Source organism: Streptosporangium sp. NPDC049248 (assembly GCF_040678965.1).
Lineage (GTDB): Bacteria > Actinomycetota > Actinomycetes > Streptosporangiales > Streptosporangiaceae > Streptosporangium > Streptosporangium fukuiense.
Genome location: NZ_JBFAQY010000006.1, coordinates 286685 through 312683 on the forward strand (window position 1 = coordinate 286685; position 25999 = coordinate 312683).

Below are 25999 nucleotides of genomic sequence, written 5' to 3' on the forward strand. Positions count from 1 at the left end.
CGTGGGGGTCAACTGAGCAGGACGCTCAATATTCCTGCAGAACCTTGACGTACCAGCCACTCTAACTCCAGATTTACCGACATATGCGTCAGTTTCGGTGAAGGAGGCACACATGACCCAGACCGCCGAGCCCGTGGCCGGGGCGGGTGCCCGTATCGACCTCGCCGATCGCTACCGGCCGGGTTCCGGCCCGGTGCTGCTGACGGGAGTCCAGGCCGTCGGCCGGTTGGTCGCCGAGCAGCGCGCGCGCGACGAGCGGGCCGGTCTGCGCACCGCCACGTTCGTGTCGGGATACCAGGGCAGCCCGCTGGCCGGTCTCGACAAGACGCTCGCCGGTCTGAGGTCCGACGACCTGCGCCTGCTGCCCGGGCTCAACGAGGAACTCGGCGCCACCGCCGTCTGGGGCAGCCAGACCGCCCTGCCCGGCGGGCGGCGGACCCACGACGGTGTGGTGGGTCTCTGGTACGGCAAGGGGCCCGGCGTCGACAGGTCGGGCGACGCGATCCGGCACGCGTCCACGTACGGCGTCGACCCGCGCGGCGGGGTGCTGGCCCTCGCCGGTGACGACCCCGGCTCGTCGTCGTCCACGCTGCCGTGCGTCAGCGAGCGAGCGCTGGCCGCGATGGGGCTGCCCGTGCTGTACCCGCGCGACGCCGAGGAGATGGTCGCCCTCGGGCTGTACGGCATCGCCCTGTCCCGGGCGTCCGGCTGCTGGGTCGGCGTCAAGGTGGTCACCGCGGTGGCCGACGGGCTCTTCACGGTCGACCGCGACTTCGCCGACATGCACATAGAGGTTCCCGGGATCGAGTGGGAGGGGCGGCCGTGGACCTACCGGCAGCGCACCCTGCTCTCCCCGACCGACAGCCTGCTCGCCGAGGCCGACCTGTTCGGTCCCCGGTGGGCGATGGTCGAGGCGTTCGGAGCCGCCAACCCGCTGGACGTCGTCGAGGTCGACCCCGCCGACGCCTGGCTCGGGATCGCGGCGCCCGGCGCGACGTACGACGCGGTGCGCCAGGCCCTGCTCGACCTGGGCCTCGACCAGCGGGACCTTGAGCGGGCCGGGATCCGGCTGATGCGGATCGGGATGCCCTACCCGCTCGGGGCCGGCACCCTGCGGCGGTTCGCGCGCGGGCTCCGCCAGATCCTGGTCGTGGAGGAGAAGACCTCCTTCGTCGAGAGCCAGGTGCGCGACCTGCTGTACGGCTCGGCCGACGCTCCGGCGGTGCTGGGCAAGCGGGACGCGGACGGTCGGCCGCTGGTGCCCGCCGGGGGACTGCTGAACGCCGACCGGCTGACCGGGCCGCTGCGCGGGCTGCTCTCCGACCGGGTCGAGCTCGCCCCGCCGCCGAGGAAACCCCGGATGGCACTCACCCTGACACCGGTGGCGAGCCGCACCCCGTACTTCTGCAGCGGCTGCCCGCACAACCGGTCGACCGTGCTGCCCGAAGGGTCCCTGGGGGCCGGCGGCATCGGGTGCCACACCATGGTGACGATCGCCGACCGCCAAAGCGCGCAGGTCACGTCGCTGACCCAGATGGGCGGCGAGGGGACGCAGTGGCTGGGACAGTCGCAGTTCACCGACGTGCCGCACATCTTCCAGAACGTCGGCGACGGCACCTTCTTCCACTCCGGCCAGCTGGCGCTGCAGGCGTGCGTGGCGGCCGGGGTGAACATCACCTACAAGATCCTCTACAACCAGGTCGTCGCGATGACCGGTGCGCAGGACCCCCAGGGTGCCCTGAGCGTTCCGGCGTTGACCCGCAAGCTGCACGCCGAGGGCGTGGCCAGGATCATCGTCTGCGCCGAGACACCCCGCGGCTACGGCAGGCGGGCCCGGTTCGCGCCGGGGACGCTCGTCTGGCACCGTGACCGGCTCGACGAGGCGCAGCGACTCCTTCGCGACGTGCCGGGCGTCACCGTGCTCATCTACGACCAGCAGTGCGCGGCCGAGGCCAGGCGGCTCCGCAAGCGCGGCCGGCTCGCCGAGCGGACCGAACGGGTCGTCATCAACGAGAGCGTCTGCGAGGGGTGCGGCGACTGCGGGGTGCAGAGCAACTGCCTGTCGGTGCAGCCCGTGGAGACCGAGCTCGGCCGCAAGACCAGGATCGACCAGACCTCCTGCAACACCGACTACACCTGCCTGAAGGGGGACTGCCCGTCGTTCGTCACGGTGCGGGTCGACCCCTCCCGCAAGCCCGCGGCCACGTCGCGACCCGAGCCCCCCTCGGTGGCGGATCCGGTCATCCCGGTGGCGAGCCCGACGTACGACGTGTTCCTGGCCGGGATCGGCGGCACGGGCATCGTGACGGTCAACGCGGTGCTGGCCACCGCCGCCCTGCACGACGGCCTGCGCAGCGCCGGCCTCGACCAGACCGGCCTGTCGCAGAAGGCCGGCCCGGTGACGTCGCACCTGCGGATCTCGGTCGACGGCGGCGAGCCGGCCAACCGGGTCAGCACCGCCGGCGCCGACACCGTGCTGGCGTTCGACCTGCTCGTGGGCACCGACGCCAGGCACCTGGCCCTGGCGAGCCCCGAGCGCACCGTCGCGATCGCCTCGACGAGCCGGACACCGACCGGGGAGATGGTCTACGACGCCGGTCTCACCTACCCGGACGCCGAGCCGATGCTCGCGCGCCTGCGGAACTCGACGTCCAGGCTGCACGAGCTGGACGCGCTCGGCGCCGCCGAGGCGCTGTTCGGCTCCACGGACGTGGCGAACCTGCTGGTCGTGGGGGCCGCGTTCCAGGCCGGTGCGCTGCCGCTCACCGCGCGGGCCATCGAGCGGGCGATAGCGCTCAACGGGGTGAAGGTCGACCTCAACACCGCCGCCTTCCGCTGGGGCCGGGTGAGCGTCGCCGACCCGGCCGCGTTCGCCCGCGCCGTCTCGGGCGACCGGGTGCGCCCCGCCGCTCCCGACGGCTCCGAGTTCCTGGCCGGCCGGTCCATGGAGGGCGAGACCGCCCGGCTGGCGGGCCTGCGGGCCGTGCAGCTGCGGGCGCACTCGAATGCGGACCTGGCCCGGCGCTACGTCGACCTCGTCGAGACCGCGTGGACCGCTGAGCGGGCCGTGGGGGAGGCGACGGCCTTCAGCGAGGCGGTGGCCCGCGGCACGCACCGGCTGTGGGCCTACAAGGACGAGTACGAGGTGGCCCGCCTGCTCACCGACCCCACCGCCGGCCCTGCCGCCGGGCAGGTCCCCGGGGCCGCGAAGGTCACCTACAACCTGCACCCGCCGCTGCTGCGGTCGATGGGAATGAGCGGGAAGCTCAAGCTCGGTCCCTGGTTCCGGCCGGTGCTGCGCGGGCTCGCCAGGGGGCGGGTGCTGAGAGGTACCCCGCTGGACCCGTTCGGGTTCGCGCACGTCCGCCGGCTTGAGCGCGCGCTGGCGGCCGACTACCGGGACATGGTCGTCGAGCTGGCCCGGACCCTCGACGCGGGCGGCTACGACCGCGCGGTGCGGGCCGCCGAGGCCGCGGAGCTGGTACGCGGCTACGAGGGGGTCAAGCTGGCCGGTGTCGAGCGCTACCGCGAGCGGCGCGACGAGCTCGGCGTCCCGCTCGGCGCCGAGGTGCTGCGGCTCCTGCGCTGACCACGACCTCGCGGGGGAGCAGGCGGCCGGGGCCGCGGTCGTCGCGGCGGTCACGGCCGCGACGGCGCGGAGGGCGGGTGCGGCGCCGGTTGCGGTGTGGCCGGCGTTCCCGGCCGATCCGCCGACATCTCAGGCGTTGCTCGGTTCCCGGCGGGAACGGCGTCTCCGCTGGATCAGCAGGAACGTGATCGCCGCGAGTGCGGCGAGGACGGCGCCGATGACCAGCGCCACCGCGGGGTAGGGGTCCGTGTCCATCTCCGCCTTGACCGCCTGCGCGGTCCCCGCGGCGGGGAACCGGATGGTCGCTTCGGCGGTGCGTTTCGTCAGCCCGCTCTCCAGGCGCATACGGGCACGCCACGGGCCGTCGGGCACCTGCTCGGTGAGGGTGGCGGTGACGGATCCGACATCACCGGGAGCGAGCGTCGTGCCCGATTGGACCTTGAACGGGCCCGCGCTGTGGTGCAGGCTTCCGGAGCTGCTGGTCAGTCTCAGGTCGCCGCTCAGGTCGAGAGCGCGACCTCCGGTGTTGTGCACCTGCGCCAGGACGGCCTGCCGGCCGTCCGGCGACCGCTGGGCCGTCAGCGAGTCGATGGTGAAGTCCGACGCCGGCGGGTTGCCGTGGCCGACGTCCAGGTAGAGCCGGATACCGACGCGGTTGATCTGGGCGACGCCGCCACCGGGCGGCGCGGCCTTGGCCGTCTCGGCCCAGATCATGGCGTAGCGCTCTCCGGGGGCGGCGTCATCCGGTACGGCGATGGTCACGGTGACCGGCGAGCGGCCCTGCGGGGCCAGGATCACCTCATGCCGGTCCAGGGTGGTCCAGGTGGACAGCTCATTGGCGGTGTGGTCGGCGGCGAACTGGAATTTCCGGTCGCGGATCTGTGCCGCGGCCGTGTAGACCGAAAGCTGCTTGGGCGAGCCGGTCGTGTTGAACACCTCGACCCGCCGGTGGATGACGGTACCCGGGGCGAGGTGATCGATGATGTAGGTCCAGGCCCGCGCGTCGGCTCGGGCCGCGACCGGCGCTTCGAGCAGGCGGATCCCGATGCCGCTCGTCGATGATCGGGCCGAGGCCTGCGCGGGCCTGTCGAGCGTGCCGGCGGCCGGGGCGAGGATCCCGGCCACCAGCAGCCCCACAACGATGGTAGGCAGACGCACGATTGTCGTCGGCTCCGCTCAGCCGACCGAGTGGGTGACGGTGCCGGAGTATGTTCCTCCGACGGCCGCGGCCGGAATCGTCACGGTGATCGTGGGATTCCAGGTGGCGCTGTTGTCACCGGTGAGCGCGGTACCGGTGAACGCGACGCGCGGCACGTTGATGATGCCGCCGGGACCGGGTGTGAAGGTCCCCTGGCCCGTCGTGGCGGTGGCCGCTCCGGGGGAATAGGTGACATTGATGTTTCCGATGGTCTCGGGCCCGGTACCTGCGCCGGTGGTGAAGTCGGTGGAGATGGCGCTCGCGCTCCAGGAGCCGTTCAGGGTGGCGCGATCGTCGGTCACCGTGACCGGGCCGATCTCTCCCGAGATGCTGGTGGCACCGGAGGCCACCGAGCCGAGGTTCGCCGTCGACGGGGCGCTGATCGTCAGACCGGCGCTCGTGATCGCGAACGTGACGGTGGTGTCCACGGCCAGGGCGGGAAGAGCGGTCGCGGCAACCAGGCCGAGGCCGGCGATGGTGGTGGCGATCGCCAAAAGCGGTTTACGCATCTTTTGGTCCAATGTTCAAACGGATGTGAGAGGCGGTGCGCAGCTCCGACGCCCAACCCGAGGGATCAAGCCTGCAGACCTGCCGTCATGCCTCGTATCGGACGATAACTCTCCGTGATTTCGGCAAGATCGGAGACGCGACGCCTACGATCGCCGCAATACCGTTTCGTGGCGATGAAATGCCAAAAGGCGCGGACTCCGGCGACCGCGCACCTTTGCCGGGTACGGGTCGAGCGGCAGGTCGGGCCGGGTGTTCTCACGTCCCTCCAGAAGGTCCATCCTGCAAAGGGTCGCGTGTAGTGTCAAGAGACATAACCACTGCTGATCCCATACGGTGACGTGGTTACCGATGATCGCTGCTTAACCTCGCCGAAACCTTGACGTGAGTGTTCTACCGACTACATGCTGGACGCCAGGACCGAGCCGGAGGGCATCCCGCAATGACCACCACAGATCCGACCGTCGCCACCTTCACGATCAGTAGCTTCGAGGCGGCCAAGGAGGTCTATCGCCAGAAGGATCTGCGACAGGCGCTCTACGACGAGGGGGAGGTGGTCATGGGTGACGTCCTGGTCAACCTGCACGGCGACGAGCACCGGAAACGGCGGCGGGTGGAGAACCGCATCTTCCGGCGCGAGACCTTCGACCACTACGAGCGTGACCTGTTCCCCCAGGTCACCGAGGTGACCGTGGCGCCGTACGTGGCCGCGGGCGGCGTCGACCTGGTGCAGCTCGGTCACGAGCTGATGCTCAACCTCGCCGCGCTGACCGCCGGGATCGACCGGCCGGAGGGAACCGCCGAGGAGACCCGGCGGCTGTACGACTACATGCAGTGGTTCATCAAGGGGGCGACGCTCGCGCACTCCACCGAGGACAAGCCGGCCCTCGCCGCGAGGATCCAGCAGGCCCTCGAAGAATGGGACGAGGAGTTCCTCAAGCCCTCCGTCGCCCGCAGGAAGACGGCCCTGGCGGCGCTGGAGGCGGGAGAGATCACCGAGAACGACCTGCCGAGGGACATCCTCACGACGCTGCTGCGCAGTAACGACGAGCTGGCCCTGCCCGCCTTCGCGCTGCGGCGTGAGATCGCCTTCTTCCTGCTGGCCAGCGCGCACACCAGCGCCACCGCCTTCGTACGGTCCATCGACCACATCCTCGGCTGGCTGGCCGACCACCCCGAGGACGCCGAGCGCGTCACGGGTGACCCGATGTTCGTGCAGCGCTGCGTGCACGAGACCGTCCGGCTCAACCCGTCGAGCCCCGTCGGCATGCGATGGGCGCTGGCCCCCGTGTCGCTGAAGTCCGGGACGGAGATACCCCAGGGTTCCAAGGTCGTCATCGACCTGCACGCCGTGAATCGCGACCCCGAGGTGTTCGGTCCCGACGCCGCGGAGTTCAACCCGTATCGCGAGCTGCCGGCCGGGGTCGGCCCCTTCGGCCTGTCGTTCGCCGCGGGTATCCACGTGTGCATCGGACAGGACCTGGCGGCCGGGGTGGTCCCGAGGGCGGACACCGCGCCTGAGGAGCACCTCTTCGGCCTGGTGCCCGGCGCGGTGCGGTACATGTTCAACCAGGGGGTACGCCGCGACCCGGCCGACCCCCCGCAGCGCGACGCCCAGACGCAGCGCCCGTACTGGGGGACGTATCCGGCCCTGCTGGGGTGACGGCGTCGATTTCGCAACGGATCAGGTGAGGGAGCAGATGGGTTACCAGGTACGGGTCGACAAGGATGTCTGCATCAGCTCGGGCAAGTGCGTCGCGGACGCGCCGGCGGCGTTCAGGTTCGACGACGACGAGATAGCCGAGCCCACGACCGGCGCGAGCACACTGAGCGGTGACCTCCTCGTCGAGATCGCCAGGAACTGCCCTTCCGGCGCCATCCGGCTCTTCGAGCAGGGGGTCGAGGTCGCGGTCGACTAGGGCGGGTTCGCGGGGCCTCGCCCCTGCCGCGGGGCGCCGTCCGGGCAACCGGGGCGGCCCCCGGCTCCGGGCGCGGCTCCGGGGTTCTCACGGCCGCGGCGCGGACACGACAGGGCCCCGTGGAGAGGCGTGTTCCGCACGGGGCCCGAATCGTACGAAAGGCTCAGCGCCGGCGGGTGCCCTGGCGCCCGGGAGCGCGCTTGCGCACCGGCGCGCCCGAGTTCGCGCCGCCGCCGCTCGCGCCGGTGCGCCCGGCCCGCAGCGCCGTGGCGGCGAAACCGTGATCCGACCGCAGCCTGGTGAGGTCCGGGTCGTTGTTCCAGAAGCTCAGCACGTCCTGCTCGGGGAAGTTCGCCGCCATCAGCTGGATCGCGATGTCGTGGCGGACGTACTCCACCGCGACCATCACCACCGCCGGGTTGTCGGAGTAGATGCCCCAGGCGTCGCCGTTGAGGAAGCCGCCGATGACGCACTCCTGCCGGTCGCCCACCGCGACGAACAGGCGGCAGCCCAGGTTCTCCAGTACGACGGCGGGCGGCGAGAGCCGGTGGATGTACGTGTGCGGCACCGGTTTGGTGTCCTCGCCGAACGACATGACCGTCACGGAGACGCCCTGGTCCTGCGCGTCCCGCACCAGCTCGTCGAGCGGGTCCACCTCCTCGGGCCACACCGACAGGAAGAGGTCGCGCTGGGCGCTGACGATGACGTCGCTCGCGCGCTCCAGCAGGGCCTCGCGCCCGGTGAGGTTGTGGATCAGGTGCAGCCGGGAGGGCGCCGCGATGCCGGGCAGCGACTCGCGCAGCGAGCCGAGCGTCGACTCGTAGTGCCGGCTGAGCCGGTCGAGCAGCGACTTGGGGGGCAGCGGCAGATAACTGACCGTGTCCTCGGGGGTCCGCACCTCGTAGGTCACGCCGGTCGCGGTCAGCTTGCCGAGGGTCTCGTAGACCGTGCTGCGCGGGACGCCCGACCGCTTGGCCACCTCGTAGCCGTTCAGCGGCTCACCGGCCGCCACCAGAGCGATGTAGGCCTTCGCCTCGTAGCCTGACATGCCGAGCTCCTGAAGACGCTCGATGATGCCCTCGGTACTCATCGCGAGCCTGACCTTTCCTGCTGTCGCGTGGGGCCTAGCCGCTGGCGTCGACCGGAGGTCCGTGAGCCTGGTCGCAACAGCCAGTCGAGAAGTCGGGTGCGCCCCCACACTACAGCTCCGTGCCCTCCGGCCGGGACAGCTTGTGGATCTTCGTTCATGCGCGGGACAGGTCCAGCATCTGCTCGTCGGTCAGCGGCTCGACGCCCGAGGCCGCGAGGGCGGTGTCCTCGAACGCGAACGCCCGCGTCAGCGGGCACGCCGCGAGGAAGGCCACCTTCTCCCCGGCCCGCGGACGGCGCTCGGGGATCGGCCGGGTCAGGTCGACGCGGACGCCGTCCTTGATCACCTCGTGGATCGCCCCCTCGCGGACCAGCACGGTGACGTCCTTCAGCGGGTCGCCGTCGACCACGATCACGTCGGCGACGTAGCCCTCGACGAGCGCCCCGACCTGCCCCTCCATCTTCATCGCCCACGCGGCCTTGGAGGTGGCCGCCACGATCGCCTCCATGGGGGAGAAGCCCGCGTAGCGCACGAGCATGTCGAGTTCGCGCGCGTGCCACTCCCCGCAGGGGGTGACCGCGAAGCCGGTCTCCGATCCCGTGATGACCCGCACCCCGGCCCGGTGCGCCTTGCCGATCATCTCTCCGGTCACCTCCAGCTCGGCCTTGAAGACGTCGAGCAGCGCCGGGGCCGTCCCCACCTTCTCGCCGTAGTCGACGAGGTTGCCGAGCAGCGTCAACGTCGGGCAGAGCGTGGTCCCGTTCTCCAGCACCGCCTCCAGCGCGGCGTCGTCCATGTAGCTGGAGTGGTAGATCATGTCGACGCCGGCCTCGGCGGACTCCTTCGTGCTGATCGAGTTGCGGCAGTGCCCGACCACCGGCGTGTTCAGCTCGTGGGCCGCCTCGACGACCGCCCTGATCTCGCGCTGGGACCAGACCTTGACTTCCGGGCCCTTCACCGAGGGGATGAGCCCGGTGACCATGATCTTGATCCAGTCGACGCCGTGCTTCACCTGACGCCGCACCTCGCGGGTGATCCCGTCGAGATTGTGGACCACCGTCGCGTAGCCCGTCGTGCCCTCGTCCCTGATCAGCCGACCGGCGGTGCCGCCGAGCATCGTCATCAGCGCGTTGCCGCCCGCCCGCATCCGCGGGCCCTCCACGATCCCCGCCTCGATCGCGTCCCGGAGCTCGACCCCGATGTTCCACAGGCAGTCGGCGTCCATGACGCTGGTGACGCCGGCCCGCAGGACCTTGCCCGAGTTGTGCGCGGACAGCATGGAGCTGTACGCCTCGGTGCGGTGGAAGAACAGCTCGTCGTTGCCGGTCGGCTCGCCGAAGGACAGGTGGGTGTGCGCGTCGATCAGGCCCGGCATGACGGTCTTGCCGGAGGCGTCGATCCGCAGCGCGTCGGGCGTGCGCGCCACGATCTCGTCGGCGGAGGCGCCGACCGCCGCGATCCTGCCCTCGTGGATCAGCACGGTCTCGCCGGCGCGCGCGGGAGCCCCGGTCCCGTCGATGACGGTTCCGCCCTCGATGGCGATCATCTGCGACATTCGACTCTCCTCACGCTGGGGTACGGCCGGGACGGCCCGGAATCGGGCAGTCCCGGCCACTGCTGATCCTGCGCCGCGACATGGCTAGTGTCAAGGCGTATAACGACCAATGTCCGTCCGCTCGTGACCGGGAGTCGGGGGCGGTCCGCGCCGGTCGGACCCGCCTCGTCACGACACCTCCCGCCCGAACAGGACCGGGTAGCTGCCGAAGTGGTCCCGGCTGGAGTGCGACTCCTTCACCGGGGGGTTGGCGGGATCGAGCCGCACGCCGTGGCGGAGCAGCTCGCGCACCATCAGCGGCACCGTGCCGAGGACATGCTCCGCCTCGCCCTCCTTGGGCACGGTGCCGCCGTCCAGTTCCATGCCGATGCAGGCGTGCATGCCGCCGCCGAAGGTGTGGCCCCAGGGCTGGACCCCGGAGGGCACCGTCCGGTCGGGGTCGAAGGCCGCGGCGTCCGCCCCGAACACCTCCGGATCGGCGTTGGCGGCCTTGATGTCCATCCGCACGAACGTCCCGGCGGGGATCGACCGCCCGTCCCGCAGGGTCACCTCGGTGACGGCCTGGCGCCTGGCCTCGGGGCTCGCCGGATGCAGCCGCAGGACCTCGTGCACGCAGCGCTGGACGAACAGGTCGTCGTCGAGGCGGTGCGCCCGGTCCGGGTGCCGCTCCGCCCAGCGCAGGATCTCGTCGACGGAGTGGGTGAAGGCGTTCGCGGTGCTGTGCGATCCCGCCTGCAGGTAGAAGGCGACCTCGCGCAGCATGACGTCCCGGTCGATCCGCAGCTCCTCGCGGTTGCGGATCAGGGCCATCAGCACGTCCTTCGGGTACTCCTCCTCGGCGACCGCCGGGTCCGCGAGCAGGGCCGTGCGCCGCTCGTACGACGGTGTGAAGAACATCTCGTCGAACCGGCCGAGCGCCTCGGACACCTCCGCCCGCACCACGTCGGGATCGCGGGTGGTGTGGATCAGCGTCGCGCCCTCGGAGAACTTGGTCGCGAACTCCTGCAGCGCGTCGGTCTCCCGCACCGAGCCGGTCACCCGGTCGACGCCGGCGACCTTGGCGGTCAGGTTCATCACGGTCCGGGTGCCCAGCAGCACCAGGTCGGCGGCCCCCCGCGCGATGACGGGGGTGAAGGCCTCGTCGATGATCTCGGGGACGAGGTCGGCCTCCCAGGTCCTGAAGGTGCCCCGGCGGAAGAGCCGGTTCTCGACGCGGCGGCGGAGCTGGTGGTCGGACCCGTGCAGATCGAGCAGGGTGTCCCGCATGACCACGCCGCCCGCGGTGTACAGGCCCTGGCGCAGCTCGCGCTGCCGGAAGGCGTCCCAGAGCTCCTGGTACCTCGTCAGGGTCACGGTCGAATCGTCGAGGATGTTCGTGCCGGTCATTGTCGCTCCTGCTGTCAGTCGGTGTCTGCTACTGGAGACCCTGGTGGACCCCGCCGTCCACCGGGATCGCCGTGCCGGTGACGTACCGTGCCTGCTCCGAGCAGAGGAAGGCCACGACGGCGCCGAAGTCTCGCGGCTCGCCGAGCGCCCTCGCCGGGATCTGGGCGACCTCGGCGTCCAGGTTCCCGCCGTAGACGGCGCCGACCCGCTCGGTGGCGTGCAGGCCGGGCTGCACCGAGTTCACGGTCACCCCGTCGGCGGCGACCTCGCGGGCGAGGGTCTTGAGGAAGCCGGTGGCTCCGGCCCGCGCCGTGGTCGACAGGATCAGGTTGGCGATCGGCTGCCGGACGGTGATGGAGGTGATCGCGACGACCCGCCCCCAGCCGTTCTCGCGCATGGCGGGCACCGCGGCGAGGCACATCCGGACCACGGACATCAGGTTGAGGTCCAGCGCGCGGGGATAGTCCTCGGCCCTGGCATGGGCGAAGTCGCCCGGCGGCGGGCCGGGCGCGTTCGTCACCAGGATGTCGACGCCGCCCATCACGCGCTGCGCCTCGCGCACGAACCGCTCGCCGCCCTCGGGGTCGGACAGGTCGGCCACCACCCACGAGGCGTTCGATCCGATGCGCTCGGCCGCGGCGCGGGCCCGGTCCGCGTCGGTGCCGCAGATCGTGACCCGCGCGCCCTCCGCCGCCAGGGCGGCCGCGGCCGCGAAGCCCAGCCCGCCGCTTGAGGCGCCGATCGCCGCCCGCCGTCCGCTCAGTCCGAGATCCATGCCGATCCCCTCATCTCGTCGGTCTCCTCGTGGAACACCCCGCCCGCGAGCCGGCGGCCGAGGGCACGCAGCTCACGGCCTCTCCCGACGCCGGTCACCGCCCGCACCCGCCCGGCCGTCACGGTCCTGGCCAGGAACTCGCCCGGCTCTCCCGCACGTCCGACGGCGCCGTCCACGACCGTCGGCGCGCCCGCGTCCGGCCATCCCGCGACCTCCAGGTGGACGTCGTACTGGTCGGTCCAGAACCACGGCGACTCGTCCAGCGGGGTCGGGGTGCCCGCGATGGTCGCCGCGACGGCTCCGGCCTGCTGGATCGCGTACTTCCAGTGCTCCACCCGCTCATGGCGCCCCCGGTGCGGGACGAACTGCTCCACCACGTCGCCCGCGGCGTACACGTCGGCGGCACCGGTGCGGCCGAACTCGTCGGTGCGGATGCCCACGCCCACCTCCAGGCCCGCCGAGACGGCCAGTCCGGCGTTGGGCACGGCGCCGAGGCCGGCCACCACCACCTGGGCGGGCAGCCGCTCGCCGTCGTCCAGGACGACGGCCTCCACCCGCCGACCGCCCACGATCTCGCGTACCGTTCGGCCGGGTCGCAGCCGCACGCCGCGGTCGCCGTGCAGGCCGGCCAGCATCTCGCCGACCGCGGCCGGCACCAGCCGGTACAGGGGGGTGGGAAACGGGTCGACCGCGACGACGTCGGCGCCGAGCCGGTTCAGCGTGGCGGCGACCTCCGAACCGACCAGTCCCGTCCCCACGACCACGACCCGGGTTCCCGGCGAGACCTCGGCCCGCAGCCGGTCGGCGTCGGCGAGGGTCCGCAGCAGGTGCACACCGGGCAACGTGGCGCCGGGGAAGCCGGGGCGCCTGGCCGCCGCCCCGGTGCACAGCACCAGGACGCCGTACGGCCGTTCGCGTCCGCCGACCGTGACCCGGTGCTCGGCCGGGTGCAGCTCCGTCACCGGGTGCCCCAGCACCAGCTCGATGTCGTTGTCCGCGAACCGCTGCTCCGGCGCGACCAGCAGGTGGCGCGCCTCGCGCTGCCCCGCCAGGTAGGCCTTGGACAACTGGGGACGCTCGTAGGGGAGCGCCGCCTCCTCGCCGATCAGCACGATGGGCTCGTCCCAGCCGTGGCGCCGCAGCGCCAGGGCGGCCGTGGCGCCGGCCAGGCTCGCGCCGACGATGACCGCCGGGCCGCGCGCCGTCACGGTTCGTGCCGCACCACGTGGCGGAACATGGGCTCTCCCTTCCGGGTACCGGTCTGGACGGGGTCGTGGGGCGGGAGGCTTTCCAGCTACGATCCCGTTGGGTCAGAATGTAGTCGTTAGATTCCTCACGTCAAGAAGGAGAAGTCAATGCCTGAGGTGGCAGCGCGATCGGCACTGATCATCTCCGGGGGCGTGGCTCATGACTTCCCGACGAGTTCCGCGATCCTGGCCGAGGTGCTGGGCGAGGCGGGGTTCGAGACCGCCGTGACCACGGACGTCGAAGGGGCATGCCGTGGCCTGACCGGTGAGCGGCGGCCGGCGCTGCTGGTGTTCAACATGCTCAGGTGGACGATGCGGGTCGAGCGCTACGCCCACCTGCGTGCCGACTGGTCGATCTCGCTGAGCCCGCCCGCGCGGGAGGCGCTGGCCGGCCACGTGCGGCACGGTGGCGGGATACTCGCGATGCACGGCGCCAGCATCTGTTTCGACGACTGGCCCGGCTGGCGTGACCTGCTGGGCGGGGTCTGGCGCTGGGACCGGTCCTCGCACCCGCCGCTCGACGGTCCCGTGCGCGTCACCGTGGCCACCGGGAGTCATCCGATCGTCGACGGGATCGGCGACTTCGACGTCGTCGACGAGGTGTACGGCTTCCTCGACAGCGCGCCGGACGTCCGCGGGCTGATGAGCTCGCCACACGGCGGCACCGACCATCCCCTGCTCTGGGCGCGCGAGGTCGGGGCCGGCCGCGTGGTCTACGACGCGCTGGGGCACGACGGCCGCTCCTACCAGGTGCCCGAGCACCGCCGCGTCGTCCAGCGCTCCGCCCTGTGGGCCTCGGGCCACCAGCTTTCCTGATATGTCAGGACTCGTGCGCGCCGAGGTGTACCAGCGCGATCCTCGCGCCGAGCCGGCTGGGCAGGAAGGCGCCCTGGACGCCGCCGCGACCGGCGGTGTCGTCCACGCCTGAGGCCGCGGCCCGGCCGGCGAGCCGTCCCAGGGTGAATCCGCCGGAGATGCGGGTGCCGCCCAGGTCGGCCGTCGCGCTCAGGCCCCCGAGGCAGTCGCCCGCCGCGAACAGGCCGCCGATGGGCATGCCGAAGACGTCCAGCACCTGCAACCGCTGGGTGACGCGGAACCCGCCGGAGACGAAGTTCACCCCGATCACCATCGGTACCGCGGTGAACGGCGGCGTGCTCGCCGTCCGGCGCCCCGGAGGCATCACCACCCGTCCGGTCAGCGGATCCCTGCTCCGGCCGCCGTCGAGGAAGGCGTTCCACTCCCGCACCGTCCGGTCGAGGGCGTCGGCGGGGACGCCGATCTCCCCGGCGAGGGCCTCCAGCGACGGCGCCGAAACGGCGGGCTGGGGCATCTGCTCGATGAGCGCGGCCTTCTCCTCGGCGACGACGGAGTCGAAGACGTACCAGCCGCGGCGGCCCGGCTGCGCCAGCAGGTGGGCCACGCGCTCCTCGTACGGTCCCGCCTCGTCCGCGAACCTGACGCCCTCGCTGTTGACCGCGATCGCGTCCTCGACCAGCGAGGAGGACACGATCACCAGCGGCGGCACATGGGTCATGTTGATCAGGTCTCCGCCGACCGCCTGTCCCATCAGGTGCCCGTCGCCCCGGCAGGTGTCGACGCCCAGGTACGGCCCCTCCGCGAGGAACCTCGGCTGGAACCGCTGCCGCAGCAGGGGATTGGCCTGGTAGCCGCCGGTGGCGAGGACGACCCCGCGGCGCGCGGTGATCGTGACGGTCCGCCCGTCGGCCTGCCGCACCACCACGCCGGTCACCCTGCCCTCGCCGTCGGTCACCAGCCGCCGGGCCGTCGTCCGGAAGAACGTCCGCACGTTGGGAAGTTCGAAGTCGGGCTGGAAGGCCCGCTGGAACATCCACGGGTCGACCACCGCGGCCATCCGGTCGATCGAGTGCTGTCGCGGCCGAGGGATGAACCGGCTGAACCGCACGCCCCGGTCGGTCAGGATGCGACAGGTCTCGGCGCTCTCCTGGGCGAAGAGGCGGACAAGGTCCTCGTCCCAGGTCACGCCGTACTCCTCCGCGGCCGCCTCGACCATCCGTCCGGCGTCACGGACGAACGTCTCCACATCGTCCTCGATGCCCTGGTCCGCCTGCATGGCCGATCCGACGAACGCCAGGTACCCCGTGGACCAGACGCAGTTGCCGCCGATCTCCCCCAGGGCCTCGACGGCCACCACCTCGACCCCCTCGGCCGCCGCCGAGGCCACCGCGGCCATGCCGGCGGGGCCGGTGCCCAGCACCACCACGTCCGCGGCCGACTCCGCGTCGCCCGTTCCGAGATCGATCGCCGCCTGGGATGTCATCCGGACAACCTCCGCCAATTCCGTAGTGGTGTAGCTAACGTCTATTGTGGTGAGGGGTGAGCGGATTGGCTAGAGTGCGCGCGGGTCGGGCCGGTCGTACGACGTTCGGGCTCGGGCTGTTCACCGGCCGGCACCCGGGCGGCGGCCGCCCGCTGTACCGGCGGGCGCCCGAGCCGGCGCACGGCCGACGTCCGTGTCGTGATCCGCGCACTCGTCCCCGAGCCCGACCCGGCCCCCGGCCGGCGCGGACCGACCGGCCGGGGGAGCGGGTGCTGCCGGGCCTTCAGCGGACGTCGTAGCCGCCGCCCTCGATCCAGGCGAGCAACTGGGGGCGTACGGCCAGATCGACGAGTTCGATCCAGGGCCCGGTACCCGAGGGCGGGCGCCGGTAGCCGAAGCGGGTCGGGCGGCCGTCGCCGTCGACCGCCTGGACGCTCGCGGTGAACCCGGAGGCCTCAAGGCCGGCGAGCCCCTCCGCGAGGTCGGGCACCCAGTAGCCGATGTGATCGAGCCTGGACGCGCCCGACCAGACCCCTCCGCGCACGTCCTGGATCAGCTCGACGTACGGCGGACCCTGGCGGGAGTAGGTGGCGAGCAGAACCGCGTCCACCGGCTCGCCGCCGTCGGCCCCGGCCACGCGTACCGCGCGGGTGGCGACGTCCGCCCAGGTCAGGCCCAGGGCGGCAGCATATTCGGCCATGGCGCGCTCGATGTCGTCCACGACGAGGCCGTAGTGGAAGTGCTCCATGCCGACGCCCTCCTCCTCAGGCCTGCGTGACCCCGAGCGCCAGCCCGCCGTCGACGGTGAGGATGCTGCCGGTCACCCACTCGGCGCAGGCGAGGTAGACGACCGCCTCGGCCACCTCCTCGGCGGTCCCGATCCGGCCGAGCGCGTGTGCTCCCGCGAGTCCCCGCAGGCGCGCGTGGGCCTCCTCGGCGGTGCCCAGCCCCGCGCGCTCGTTGATCTCGGTGAAGACCGCGCCGGGCCGGACGCAGTTGACCCGGACGCCCTGGGGCCCGAGCTCGGACGCGAGCACCCCGGTAAGGGTCTCCAGCGCGCCCTTGGTGGCCGCGTAGGGCGAGGCCCCGGGAAAGGCCCGCTGGGTGTGCACGGAGCCGAAGAAGACGATCGACCCCCTGCTCTCGCGCAGGGCCGGCAGGGCGAGCCCCGACAGCTGCGTCGGGCCGACGACGTTCGAGTGGTAGAGATCGAGCATCTGCCGCTCGTCGAGCTCGTCCAGCGTTCCGCGGTACATGTTGCCCGCGGCGTTGACCAGCGTGTCGAGGCCGCCGCCGTGCTCCAGGGCGGCCGCCAGCAGCCGCTCGCGGTCCGCCGCGACGGTGACGTCGCCCGCCACCGCCAGGCAGGCGGGACCCAGCTCGCCGGCCACCTCTTTGAGCCGGTGCTCGCGCCGGCCGGAGACGGTGACCCGCGCCCCGCGCTCGACCAGGGTGCGCGCCACCCCGGCGCCGATCCCGGAACCCCCTCCGGTCACCAGGATCGACGTGCCCGCGATGTCCTTCATCAGGCCCCCACCGAGTCGACGGTCTTCGGGCGGGCCAGGTTCCGCAGGGCGGCCTTCGTCAGACCGCCGTCGACGGCGACCGTCTGCCCGGTGATGTACGCCGCGCCGGCCGACCCCAGGAACAGCACGCAGTCCGCGACCTGCTCGGCGGTACCGAGCCGGCCGAGCGGCACCTGCGCCTGGCGCATCTCGCGGACCTCCTCGTCGGCGTAGATGGCATCCGACATGCCGGCGAGGATGAGCCCGGGAGCCACGGTGTTCACCCGGATCCCGGCCGGCCCCCATTCCAGCGACATCTGCTCGGTCAGCCGGATGACGGCGGCCTTGGTGGCGGTGTAGGCGCCGGCGTTGGGCGCGGCGGCGATGCCGTTGATCGAGGCGATGTTCACGATCGCGCCCCCTCCCGCCGGTTCCATCAGCCCCGCCGCGTGCCGGGAGACCAGGAACGTTCCGGTGAGGTTGACCTTGAGCACGGCATCCCAGTCGTCCAGGCTCAGGGTGCGCAACGGGCCGAACCGCACCCGCCCGGCGTTGTTCACCACCAGCGCGGGCGCCTCGTCGAGTGCGGCGAACGCGGCGGCGACCGACGATTCTGACGTGACGTCCACCTTGCCGGCCTGGGCCGACTCCCCGATGCCGGACGCGACCTCCCGCGCCGCCGCCTCGTCGACGTCCCAGAGCGCGACCCGGTAACCCGCCTTGGCGGCGTGCCGGGCGATGACCGCTCCGATGCCGCTCCCGGCCCCCGTGACAACGGCCAAGCTCATCTAGCGCTCCTTCGCGGGGCGGCGAGCGCCGCCGGGCTGGGCTCTCCGGGTGACAACGGCCAAGCTCATCTAGCGCTCCTCTGCGGGGCGGCGAGCGCCGCCGGGTCGGGCGCTTCGAGTGACAACCGCCAAGCTCATCTAGCGCTCCTTCGAGTTCTGGACGACGCGTCGTCCGCGGATCCCCGCCGGCTCGTACGGGCTTCCGCTCCGTGCGGTTCGTCCGTGGAAAATACGTCGCTATAGCACCAACGACTATAAGCTGTCGTCAGAAGGTTCGTCCACACCGCGCCCCGCGATTTCTTACTCGCGGGCCGTCAAAGGAGCCATCGTGACCGATCAGCACAGAGTCACCCGTGAGGCGGGCCCGGACGTGATCGACGTTCACGCCCACGCGGTGCTCCCCATGTCCCTGGGAGCCGCGGGCGCCGCCGGTCCCGAGCTCGGTACCTCTCCCGACGGCCGGCCTTTCTACCGCGTCGGCGACTACGTGCTGCACGGTGTCCGGTACGAGGGCAGCCCGTTCATGGACGTCGGCGTCCGGATCGAGGCCATGGACGCGGCGGGCATCCACCGGCAGCTGCTCTCTCCCAACCCCCTGACCTATTTCCACGACCTTGACGCGCGGACGGCGGCCGGCTACTGCCGGGCCCACAACGACGCCATGGCCGAGCTCGTCCGCACCCACCCGGACCGGCTGCTGGGCGCGGCACAGCTCCCCATGCAGGACATCGGAGCCGCGGTCGCCGAGCTGGAACGTTCCGTACGGGAGCTGGGGCTGTCGGCCGCCTACATCGGCACCGACCCGGGGCGCCGGCTGGACGATCCGGCGATGGACGCCCTGTACGAGGCGGCGGTGGGCCTGGACGTACCGGTCTTCGTCCACCCGACCCCCATCGGTGCCGGCGGTCCCCCCGACGATCCCCGGATGCGCAGGTTCGACCTCGACCTGCTGTTCGGATTCGCCGCCGACGAGACCCTCGCGGTGGCCGCGCTCGTCTTCGGCGGGGTGCTCCATCGGCATCCTCGGCTGGATGTCTGCGTCTCGCACGGTGGCGGCACGATGGCGTACGTAGCAGGCCGGTTCGCCCGGGCGGCGCAGGTGCCGCGAGCCTGGGTGCCGGACTTCCTGCGGGAGAACGGTGTCGAGCCGTACCTGCGCCGGCTCTGGCTCGACACGCATGTGCACAGCGAGCGTTCACTGGATCTCCTCGTCGAGGTGGCCGGCACCGACAGGCTGGTCTTCGGCACCAACTTCGCCGGTTGGGACGCCGGGGGAGCCAGGGCGGTGGAGGAGGTGGGCGGCCTCATGCCGAAGCTCTCCACCAACGCCGCCAGGCTTCTGCGTCTGGGGTGAGGTGGGCGGGCGGGTTGGTCGATGTGCCGAAGCTTTCGGCCAACGCTGCCAGGCTTTTGCGTCTGGGGTGAGGTGGGCGGGCGGGTTGGTCGATGTGCCGAAGCTTTCGGCCAACGCTGCCAGGCTTTTGCGTCTGGGGTGAGGTGGGCGGGCGGGTTGGTCGATGTGCCGAAGCTTTCGGCCAACGCCGCCAGGCTTCTGCGTCTGGGGTGAGGTGGGCGGGCGCGCCGATGTCGATGTCGATGTCGGGGCGCCTGTCCCTAGCCGGACCGCACGGGCAGTGTCCGGTGCGTCCACCAGTAGGCGACCGCCGCGAGCAGCAGCAGCACCACGCACATCGCCCAGGACGCCTCGTAGCCGTCGGTGGCGTCGGCCACGGCACCGAAGCCCCACGGCGCGACGAGCGCGCCCGTGTAGTAGCCGGCCATGGTGACCCCGGACGCCCGGCCCACGGACTCCGGGGCCCGGTCGACGACGACCGCGTGGGTCAGCCCCGAGCCCGCGAGATTCGCCGCCAGTCCCAGCACCGCTCCGGCCGCGACGAGCGGCGGCCACCAGCGGGCCCCGGCGAGCAGTGCGACGACACCCGCCGCGGTGGAGAGACAGATCAGCGCGACGAACACCGCCCGCCGCCGGGCTCCCAGCCGGTCGGCCCACCGCGCCGCGCCGAGCATGCCCCCCAGGGCGAGCACCGTTCCGGCGGCCGTCAGGGGCCCGGCCTGCGTGAGCGGCAGCCCCACCTCGTCGTGCACGTACGTGACCAGCCAGGACTGCAGCGGCTGGGAGCCGCAGATGAACAGGAAGGCCGCGAGGGGCAGCGCCCGGAAACCCGGCCGCAGGGGCGGCTCCGGCCGGGCGGTGACCGAGGATCCGCCGGTGCGGGGCAGCATGACCAGCGCGGCGGCCGCCGCCAGGCAGCCCGCGACCGCCAGGCTCCATGCCACCGCACGCCATCCGACGGTGTCGACCCACCCGCCGCCCAGGGCCAGCAGGCTCGCGATCACCGGCACGCCCGCCGTCTTGAGGGTCAGGGCGAAGCCACCCGCGCCGGGGCGGGCGACCGCCATGACCGCCAGGTTGGTGCCCACGTTGCCGAACGCGTACGCGACGCCGCCCGTCACGGCCACGAGCACCAGGACCGGATAGCTCCCCCCGAGCGCCGCGGCCGTCCCGCCCACCGCCACAGTGATCATGTTCAGGGCCACGCAGCGGCGGGCGCCGAACCTCGCCCCGACGCGAGCCGCGAGGAGCGACGCCAGGCCGGTGAACCCGAAGAACAGCCCGATGAGCAGCCCCAGGCCCGTGCGGCTGATCCCCAGCTCGTCCTGGAGCGCCGGACCGACGAAACCGAACAGGAAGCCGGGACCGGCGCCGAGCCCGATGGCCAGGCCGCACGTGATGATCACCGGCCACATCCCGGTGCCGCGCGACGCGAGCGCGGCCCGCTCGGGGCGGGTCAGGGTGACTCGTCGTTCGGGCCGGAGACGGCACCCGCCGAGACCGTCCAGACACACGGCACGTCCGGACCGGGGGGAGGCGTCACCGTCCAGGCGCTCCCGCCATGGGTCGCGATGCTGCGCACGCACCGGGCGCAGTATCGCGGGCGCCCTTCGGGGACTCCCGGCACCTCGCCCTCGGCGACCGTCGCCGTTCCGGGGTTGTCGCGCCAGTACCGCTGCCCGCTGCCGCAGGCGTGGCGGAACGTGGTCGTGTCGCCGCGCGTCTCCACCGTGCCGACCGAGCCGTGCGCGCGCAGCAGCGCCGCCACCTCACCGGCCTCGATCCGGGTGCCGACCAGCTCGTCGAGCCCGACGGTGGCCTCACCGATGAGCGTGTCGATGACGTCGTTCAGCGGGAGGCCGGTGGCCGCTATGTCCAGCAGACCGGCGATGAGGGAGATCAGCCGGTCGTGCAGCTGCCGCCACCGCGCGTGTTCCTCCTCGACCAGGGCGAGGACGTGCTCGGCGGGCGGTGGATCCAGCGACCGCAACCGTTCGGGGAGCGGGATCAGGTGGAGGGACTCTGCGGTCACGGGCTCTCCTTGTCAGCGCAGGTAGGAGGCGACCAGATCGTTGGAGGCCAGCAGCTCGTCGGAGGCCCGGTCGAGCTCGTTGCGACCGTTGCGCATGACGTACGTGCGGTCGGAGACCCGCAGCGCGGACGCCTGCTGCTCGACGATGAGGAAGGTGACACCGTCGTCGCGCAGTTCGCGCACCACCTCGAACAGGTCGTGCACGATCCTGGGCGCCAGGCCGAACGAGAGCTCGTCGATCAGCAGCAGCCGGGGCCGGCCCATCATCGCCCTGGCCAGGGCGAGCATCTGCTGCTGGCCGCCGGAGAGCGAGGAGGCCGAGGCCGCCAGCCGTCCCGCGAGCTCGGGGAAGATGCCCAGGACGCGGTCACGGTCACTCCGGATCTGCGCGGCGGACGCCTTGCGGCTCGCCGTTCCGAGGTGGAGGTTCTCGCCCACGGTCAGGGTCTGGAAGATCCCCCGGCCTTCGGGCAGCTGGCACAGGCCGAGCGCGGCGCGCTTCTCCGGCGTCGTCCTGCCCAGGTCGGCACCGTCGAAGCGCACCTGGCCGGACCAGAGCGGCAGTACGCCCGAGAGCAGGCGCATCAGCGTCGTCTTGCCGGTGCCGTTGGGCCCGAGGACGGTGATGATCTCCCCCTCCGCCACCTTCAGCGAGACGTCGTGCAGGACCTCCAGCCGCCCGTAGCCGGTGCGCGCGTCCTCAATCTCCAGTAGCAAAGTCGGCTCCCAGGTAGGCCTCGACAACGACGGGGTCGCGCAGCACGTCCCGCGGGGCACCGGACTGGATGATGCGCCCGAAGTGCAGGACGGCGACGTTCGGACAGAGCCGGGTGATCAGTTCCAGGTCGTGCTCGATGATCAGGACCGCCGCGTCGCGACCCGTCGCCCAGCTGGTCAGACCGGTGACCAGCCGGTCGACGTCCTCGGCGCCCAGACCGGCCGCGGGCTCGTCGAGCAGCAGCAGCCGCGGCTCGTTCAGCAGGCCCCGCGCGACCTCGATGATCTTCTGGCTGCCGATCGGGAACTGGCTCGCCGCGCGTTCCGGATGCTCTCCCAGCCCGAACGTCGTCAGCAGCTCGCGGGCCAGGCCGCGCAGCCGCCTCTCGTCATGCCGCGCGGTCGGCAGACCGAACAGCTCGGCGAGGTGCCCGCCGCGGAAATGACGCCCGGCGCCCACCATCACGTTCTCGACGGCGGACAGGTCGGGGATCAGCCGGGGGGTCTGGAAGGTGCGGGACACGCCGAGCTTCGCGATCTGGTGCGCGGACCTGCCCACGACGCTCCGACCTCCGATCCGCACGTCCCCCTGGTCGGGGCGCAGGTATCCCGAGATCACGTTGAGGCAGGTCGTCTTGCCGGCGCCGTTGGGGCCGATCAGCCCGGTGAAGCCGGGGTGCACCGGCAGCCTGACATCGTCGAGGACGACGTTGCCCCCGAACGACATCCTGATCCCGTCCAGTTCGGCGACCGCCTCACCGGCAACGGAGTTCGGCATCGCCGAGCCCGTTGAAGTGTCGATCGACATCGTCAACTCACCTCCGACCGGTCTGACGCGGTCCCTCGTGCGAAAAACCGCCCGATCGACCGTGAGTCCCTGAATGTGGCGAACAGGGAGACCAGGCCGCCGGGCAGGACGGCGATGGCGATCATGAGGACCGCCCCGTAGGCGATGGCCTGCAGGTCTCCCAGGTCCTGGAAGAGCTCGATCAGCACCACCGCGAACGCCGCGCCGATGAGCGGACCCCAGTGCGAGCCCGCTCCGCCGACGAACACCATGACGAGCATCGGCACCAGGAGATTCATCTCGAACATGGCGGGGAAGATGAACGTCTGCAACTGGCCGTACAACGACCCCGCGACGGCGGCGATGAACCCGGACAGGCCGAAGGCGATCAGCCGGTAACGCAGTGCCGAGACGCCGAGCGATCCGGACAGCTGCCCCAGGTGCCGGACGGCCTGCAGGGTACGCCCGAAGCGCCCCATCAACGACCTGCGGACCAGGAAGAAGCCGATCGCGGCGACGGCGAGGGTGACGAAGTACGTCGAGGCGCTGCCGGTGATGCCCGGCAGCGTGAACACCTGGACGCTCAGACCGCCTCCGCCGCCGGTCAGCGAGCGTGCGCTCTTGAACAGCTCCACGATCGCCATGCCCAGCGCCAGCGTGGCGATGGCCAGGAAGAAGCCGGTGAGCCGGATGGCCGGGAACCCGATGAGCACGGCCAGGCCGCCTGCCAGGAGCCCGACGAGCGGAATCGTGACGAGGAACGGTACCCCCTGCGCCATGGCGATCGCGCTGCCGTACGCGCCGATCGCGAACAGCGCGGCATGCGCCAGGCCGATCTGGCCCGACCAGCCCACCAGCAGGTTGAAGCCGAGGGTGGCCACCGCGTAGACGAGGGTGAGGTTCAGTACGAAGAGGAGGTAGCTGTTGACGACGAAGGGTGCCGCGAACAGCAGCAGCAGCGCCGCCACCGCCACCGCGGCCTTGGTGTACCGGACCTTGTGCTCCTGCGGCCCGGCGGCCGCCTCGACACCGGCGATGCCCATGCTCGGATCCTTTGTGTACGTGGTCGTCGCTGTGACCTGTCCCGTCTCAGACATCCCGCAACCTCAGACCCTTGGTGAACCCGTCGGGGCGGAGCATGAGCACCAGGAACACGGCCAGCAACGCGACGGCGAACTGCGCCGACGTCGAGATGTAGGTGCCTACCAGTTGCTGGATGATGCCCAGCGCGAGGCCGCCGACGAAGGTGCCGAACAGCGAGACGAATCCGCCCATGGTGGCCGCGACGAACCCGTAGAGGATGAGCGACGCCGCCGAGTGGGTCGAGACCAGCGTCGACTGCGCCTGCAGCATGACGGCCATGGTCGCGATCAGGCCGCCCATACCCCAGGCGATCGCGGACAGGCGGCCGGCGTTGACCCCGACCAGCCGTGCGGTCGCCCGGTTCTCGGCCACGGCCCGCATCTGGGCACCCGTCGGGGAGCGGAAGAAGGCGGTGATGCCGATCGCTCCGAGGGCGCCGACCACGATGGTGACCACCTGCGCCCAGCTGACGACGAGACCGGCGATCTCGACGTACTTGCCGGACCAGGGTGCCGTGAAGCTGCGGGGCTCATGACCCCAGATCAGCCCGATGAGGGCGTTCAACGCCAGGGACAGGCCGATGGTCATGAGGAGCAGCGGGAAGTGGCCGTACTTCGCCAGCTTGCGCATCAGCGCCAGGTCGATGACGATCGCGAGCAGGGTGCCGACGAGGAGGGTGACCACCACGGCCGGCCAGAACGAGCCGCCGAGGGCGTTCAGCGCCGTACCCACGTACGTGGCCACCAGCCCGATCTCCGCCATCGCGAAGTTCGGGACGTCGGCCGCCTTCATCACCACCACGATGGCCAGGCCCAGCAGCGCGAACCAGCTCCCGGACTCCAGTCCGCTGAGCACTGTCTGCAACATGTCTCTCCGCTTCGGTCCGGTACGTTCTCGCCTCTCCGACCGGCCGGGAGAGTGCCCGGCCGGTCGGTCGCGGCTCATTCAGGTGCGGTGAACTTCTGCAGGACCGACCACTTGCCGTCCTTGAACTCCGCCAGACCGGCCTGCTGCACGCACGTGTGGCCCTCGGGGAGCTTGCCGCACGCGATGTCCGGGATCGAGCCCAGCGAGATCGGGTTCTCGGCCAGGCCCTCGGCCGTCTTGTTGAAGTTGGCGTAGGAGACGTCGTCACCCATCCGCTTGACCAGCTCGGCGAACGCCTTCAGGAAGCTGTACGTCTGGAGCGAGAACCCGCTCTCCCCCTGCTGGCCCGAGTACTGCTTGGCGAGGGACCGCCAGTGCTCCACGCTCGGGTTGTCGGTGGAGACGACATCGGCCTGCATGCCGCCGATGAAGCCCTCGGCCGCCGCGCCGGCGGGGCCCACCGCGCTGGTGCCACCGGTGCCGGCCCCGCCCTGGTCGGCGAAGACCGGGATGGTGACGTTGCGCTGGCGCAGGTGCTGCAGGATCAGGGCGACCTGGTTGTTGTCGGTCGCGAGGAGCACCGCCTCGGGCTTGGCGGCGATGACCTTGTTCACCACCGAGCTCACGTCGGTCGAGCCGGGCTGCACGTCCTCCTCGGCCACGATCTTCACATCGGGGTGCTTGGGCATCTGCAGGTCGAGAGCCTGCTTCATGGAGACGCCGAGGTCGTTGTCCTGCTTGATGACGGCCAGCTTCGTGAACTTCTGCTTGGCGAAGTAGTCGATCGCGACCTGCTGCTGGCTCGCCCGCGTCGCGCTCAGCAGGTAGACCTCCTGCTGCTTGGGGTCCGCGGGAGAGACCGGACCCCAGACCGGGGTGCCGTTCTCGGCGATGAAGGACCAGGTGCCGGGCAGGCCCTGGGACCCGGAGGGTGCGACCAGCGCGTACACCTTCTCCTGGGAGACCAGCCGGCGCACGTTGGTGACGACACGGTCCGCGGTGAACCCGTCGTCGAGCAGGACCAGCTTGATCTTGCGGCCGTTGATCCCCCCGGCGGCGTTGATCTCGTCGGCGGCGATCCGCATGCCGGCTTCGAGGCCCTGACCGGCTATCGCCGCCGTACCCGTAAGTGGCAGGGTAGCGCCTAGTGTGATCTCGTCCTTGGTGATCCCTGGGGGCGCCTCCACCGAACTGGCGGAGGTGCCGGTGTCGCTTGAGACGTTTCCGCAGGCGGTTGCGAGCGCGGCGACCAAGAATGCCGCTGTGACCATGTGTGGCTTGCGAGCCATCCGGGTCCTCCG

The 25999-nt window shown here is 71.6% G+C and carries 23 protein-coding genes; 5 read left to right on the top strand and 18 right to left on the bottom strand.

What is annotated here, in order from left to right; translation table 11 throughout:
• Positions 1-112 precede the first annotated feature (112 nt).
• Positions 113-3589 carry an indolepyruvate ferredoxin oxidoreductase family protein gene (locus AB0K21_RS14860; protein WP_364150120.1) on the top strand — a complete coding sequence of 1159 codons (3477 nt, stop codon included), beginning with the start codon at positions 113-115 and terminating at the stop codon, positions 3587-3589.
• 129 nt (positions 3590-3718) lie between these two features.
• Here the strand turns inward: AB0K21_RS14860 and AB0K21_RS14865 are convergent, their stop codons facing one another.
• Positions 3719-4747, bottom strand: a complete 1029-nt coding sequence (locus AB0K21_RS14865) for a peptidase (protein ID WP_364150123.1) — start codon at positions 4745-4747, stop codon at positions 3719-3721.
• An 18-nt stretch (positions 4748-4765) separates the two neighbouring features.
• Positions 4766-5296, bottom strand: a complete 531-nt coding sequence (locus AB0K21_RS14870; RefSeq protein WP_364150126.1) for a hypothetical protein — start codon at positions 5294-5296, stop codon at positions 4766-4768.
• Positions 5297-5736: 440 nt separating this feature from the next.
• Between AB0K21_RS14870 and AB0K21_RS14875 the strand changes: the two genes are divergently transcribed.
• On the top strand, positions 5737-6957 hold the full coding sequence (locus AB0K21_RS14875) for a cytochrome P450 (protein WP_364150129.1): 1221 nt from the start codon (positions 5737-5739) through the stop codon (positions 6955-6957).
• 25 nt (positions 6958-6982) lie between these two features.
• Positions 6983-7213, top strand: coding sequence for a (4Fe-4S)-binding protein (locus AB0K21_RS14880; RefSeq protein ID WP_364150132.1), 231 nt, complete (start codon positions 6983-6985; stop codon positions 7211-7213).
• A 163-nt stretch (positions 7214-7376) separates the two neighbouring features.
• On the opposite strand, the gene AB0K21_RS14885 is transcribed toward AB0K21_RS14880, so the two are convergent.
• The 5 genes from AB0K21_RS14885 to AB0K21_RS14905 all read right to left on the bottom strand — a co-directional run bounded on the left by AB0K21_RS14885 (position 7377) and on the right by AB0K21_RS14905 (position 13227).
• The gene (locus tag AB0K21_RS14885) at positions 7377-8303 is read right to left on the bottom strand and encodes a helix-turn-helix domain-containing protein (RefSeq protein ID WP_343965696.1); all 927 of its coding nucleotides are present in this window, start codon (positions 8301-8303) and stop codon (positions 7377-7379) included.
• Between the two features lie 154 nt (positions 8304-8457).
• Entirely contained in the window at positions 8458-9858 is a 1401-nt protein-coding gene (locus tag AB0K21_RS14890; protein WP_364150135.1) for an amidohydrolase family protein, read from the bottom strand.
• A 168-nt stretch (positions 9859-10026) separates the two neighbouring features.
• Positions 10027-11244, bottom strand: a complete 1218-nt coding sequence (locus AB0K21_RS14895) for a cytochrome P450 (RefSeq protein ID WP_364150138.1) — start codon at positions 11242-11244, stop codon at positions 10027-10029.
• Between the two features lie 28 nt (positions 11245-11272).
• Entirely contained in the window at positions 11273-12019 is a 747-nt protein-coding gene (locus tag AB0K21_RS14900) for an SDR family oxidoreductase (protein WP_364150141.1), read from the bottom strand.
• Entirely contained in the window at positions 12004-13227 is a 1224-nt protein-coding gene (locus AB0K21_RS14905; protein WP_364150144.1) for an FAD-dependent oxidoreductase, read from the bottom strand. Before AB0K21_RS14905 ends, AB0K21_RS14900 begins: the two co-directional genes overlap by 16 nt.
• 147 nt (positions 13228-13374) lie before the next feature.
• Between AB0K21_RS14905 and AB0K21_RS14910 the strand changes: the two genes are divergently transcribed.
• The gene (locus AB0K21_RS14910; RefSeq protein WP_364150147.1) at positions 13375-14082 is read left to right on the top strand and encodes a ThuA domain-containing protein; all 708 of its coding nucleotides are present in this window, start codon (positions 13375-13377) and stop codon (positions 14080-14082) included.
• Positions 14083-14086: 4 nt separating this feature from the next.
• Here AB0K21_RS14910 and AB0K21_RS14915 read toward each other — a convergent pair whose 3' ends face one another.
• From AB0K21_RS14915 to AB0K21_RS14930, 4 genes are all read right to left on the bottom strand, one after another.
• Positions 14087-15565, bottom strand: coding sequence for an FAD-dependent oxidoreductase (locus AB0K21_RS14915; RefSeq protein WP_364150150.1), 1479 nt, complete (start codon positions 15563-15565; stop codon positions 14087-14089).
• A gap of 283 nt (positions 15566-15848) precedes the next feature.
• Positions 15849-16313, bottom strand: coding sequence for a VOC family protein (locus AB0K21_RS14920; RefSeq protein ID WP_343965711.1), 465 nt, complete (start codon positions 16311-16313; stop codon positions 15849-15851).
• A 16-nt stretch (positions 16314-16329) separates the two neighbouring features.
• Positions 16330-17091 carry an SDR family oxidoreductase gene (locus AB0K21_RS14925; protein ID WP_343965713.1) on the bottom strand — a complete coding sequence of 254 codons (762 nt, stop codon included), beginning with the start codon at positions 17089-17091 and terminating at the stop codon, positions 16330-16332.
• Positions 17091-17858, bottom strand: a complete 768-nt coding sequence (locus tag AB0K21_RS14930) for an SDR family NAD(P)-dependent oxidoreductase (RefSeq protein ID WP_364150155.1) — start codon at positions 17856-17858, stop codon at positions 17091-17093. Before AB0K21_RS14930 ends, AB0K21_RS14925 begins: the two co-directional genes overlap by 1 nt.
• Positions 17859-18186: 328 nt before the next feature.
• Between AB0K21_RS14930 and AB0K21_RS14935 the strand changes: the two genes are divergently transcribed.
• Positions 18187-19212 (top strand): amidohydrolase family protein, encoded by a 1026-nt coding sequence (locus AB0K21_RS14935; RefSeq protein ID WP_343965717.1) that lies wholly within the window; start codon positions 18187-18189, stop codon positions 19210-19212.
• Between the two features lie 260 nt (positions 19213-19472).
• On the opposite strand, the gene AB0K21_RS14940 is transcribed toward AB0K21_RS14935, so the two are convergent.
• The 7 genes from AB0K21_RS14940 to AB0K21_RS14970 form a co-directional block, all read right to left on the bottom strand.
• Complete coding sequence (locus tag AB0K21_RS14940; RefSeq protein ID WP_364150159.1) at positions 19473-20618, bottom strand: MFS transporter; 1146 nt, start codon at positions 20616-20618, stop codon at positions 19473-19475.
• A 50-nt stretch (positions 20619-20668) separates the two neighbouring features.
• On the bottom strand, positions 20669-21244 hold the full coding sequence (locus AB0K21_RS14945) for a hypothetical protein (protein WP_343965721.1): 576 nt from the start codon (positions 21242-21244) through the stop codon (positions 20669-20671).
• Between the two features lie 12 nt (positions 21245-21256).
• Positions 21257-21961, bottom strand: a complete 705-nt coding sequence (locus AB0K21_RS14950; protein ID WP_343965723.1) for an ABC transporter ATP-binding protein — start codon at positions 21959-21961, stop codon at positions 21257-21259.
• On the bottom strand, positions 21945-22769 hold the full coding sequence (locus AB0K21_RS14955; RefSeq protein WP_343965725.1) for an ABC transporter ATP-binding protein: 825 nt from the start codon (positions 22767-22769) through the stop codon (positions 21945-21947). The genes AB0K21_RS14950 and AB0K21_RS14955 overlap by 17 nt, the downstream gene beginning before the upstream one ends.
• Before the next feature lie 2 nt (positions 22770-22771).
• Positions 22772-23791, bottom strand: coding sequence for a branched-chain amino acid ABC transporter permease (locus AB0K21_RS14960; protein ID WP_343965728.1), 1020 nt, complete (start codon positions 23789-23791; stop codon positions 22772-22774).
• A gap of 46 nt (positions 23792-23837) precedes the next feature.
• A complete protein-coding gene (locus tag AB0K21_RS14965; protein ID WP_343965731.1) occupies positions 23838-24698 on the bottom strand; it encodes a branched-chain amino acid ABC transporter permease in 861 nt (286 codons plus the stop codon).
• A gap of 74 nt (positions 24699-24772) precedes the next feature.
• Positions 24773-25969: an ABC transporter substrate-binding protein gene (locus tag AB0K21_RS14970; protein ID WP_343965733.1), complete on the bottom strand. Its 1197-nt coding sequence runs from the start codon at positions 25967-25969 to the stop codon at positions 24773-24775.
• Between the last annotated feature and the right edge of the window lie 30 nt (positions 25970-25999).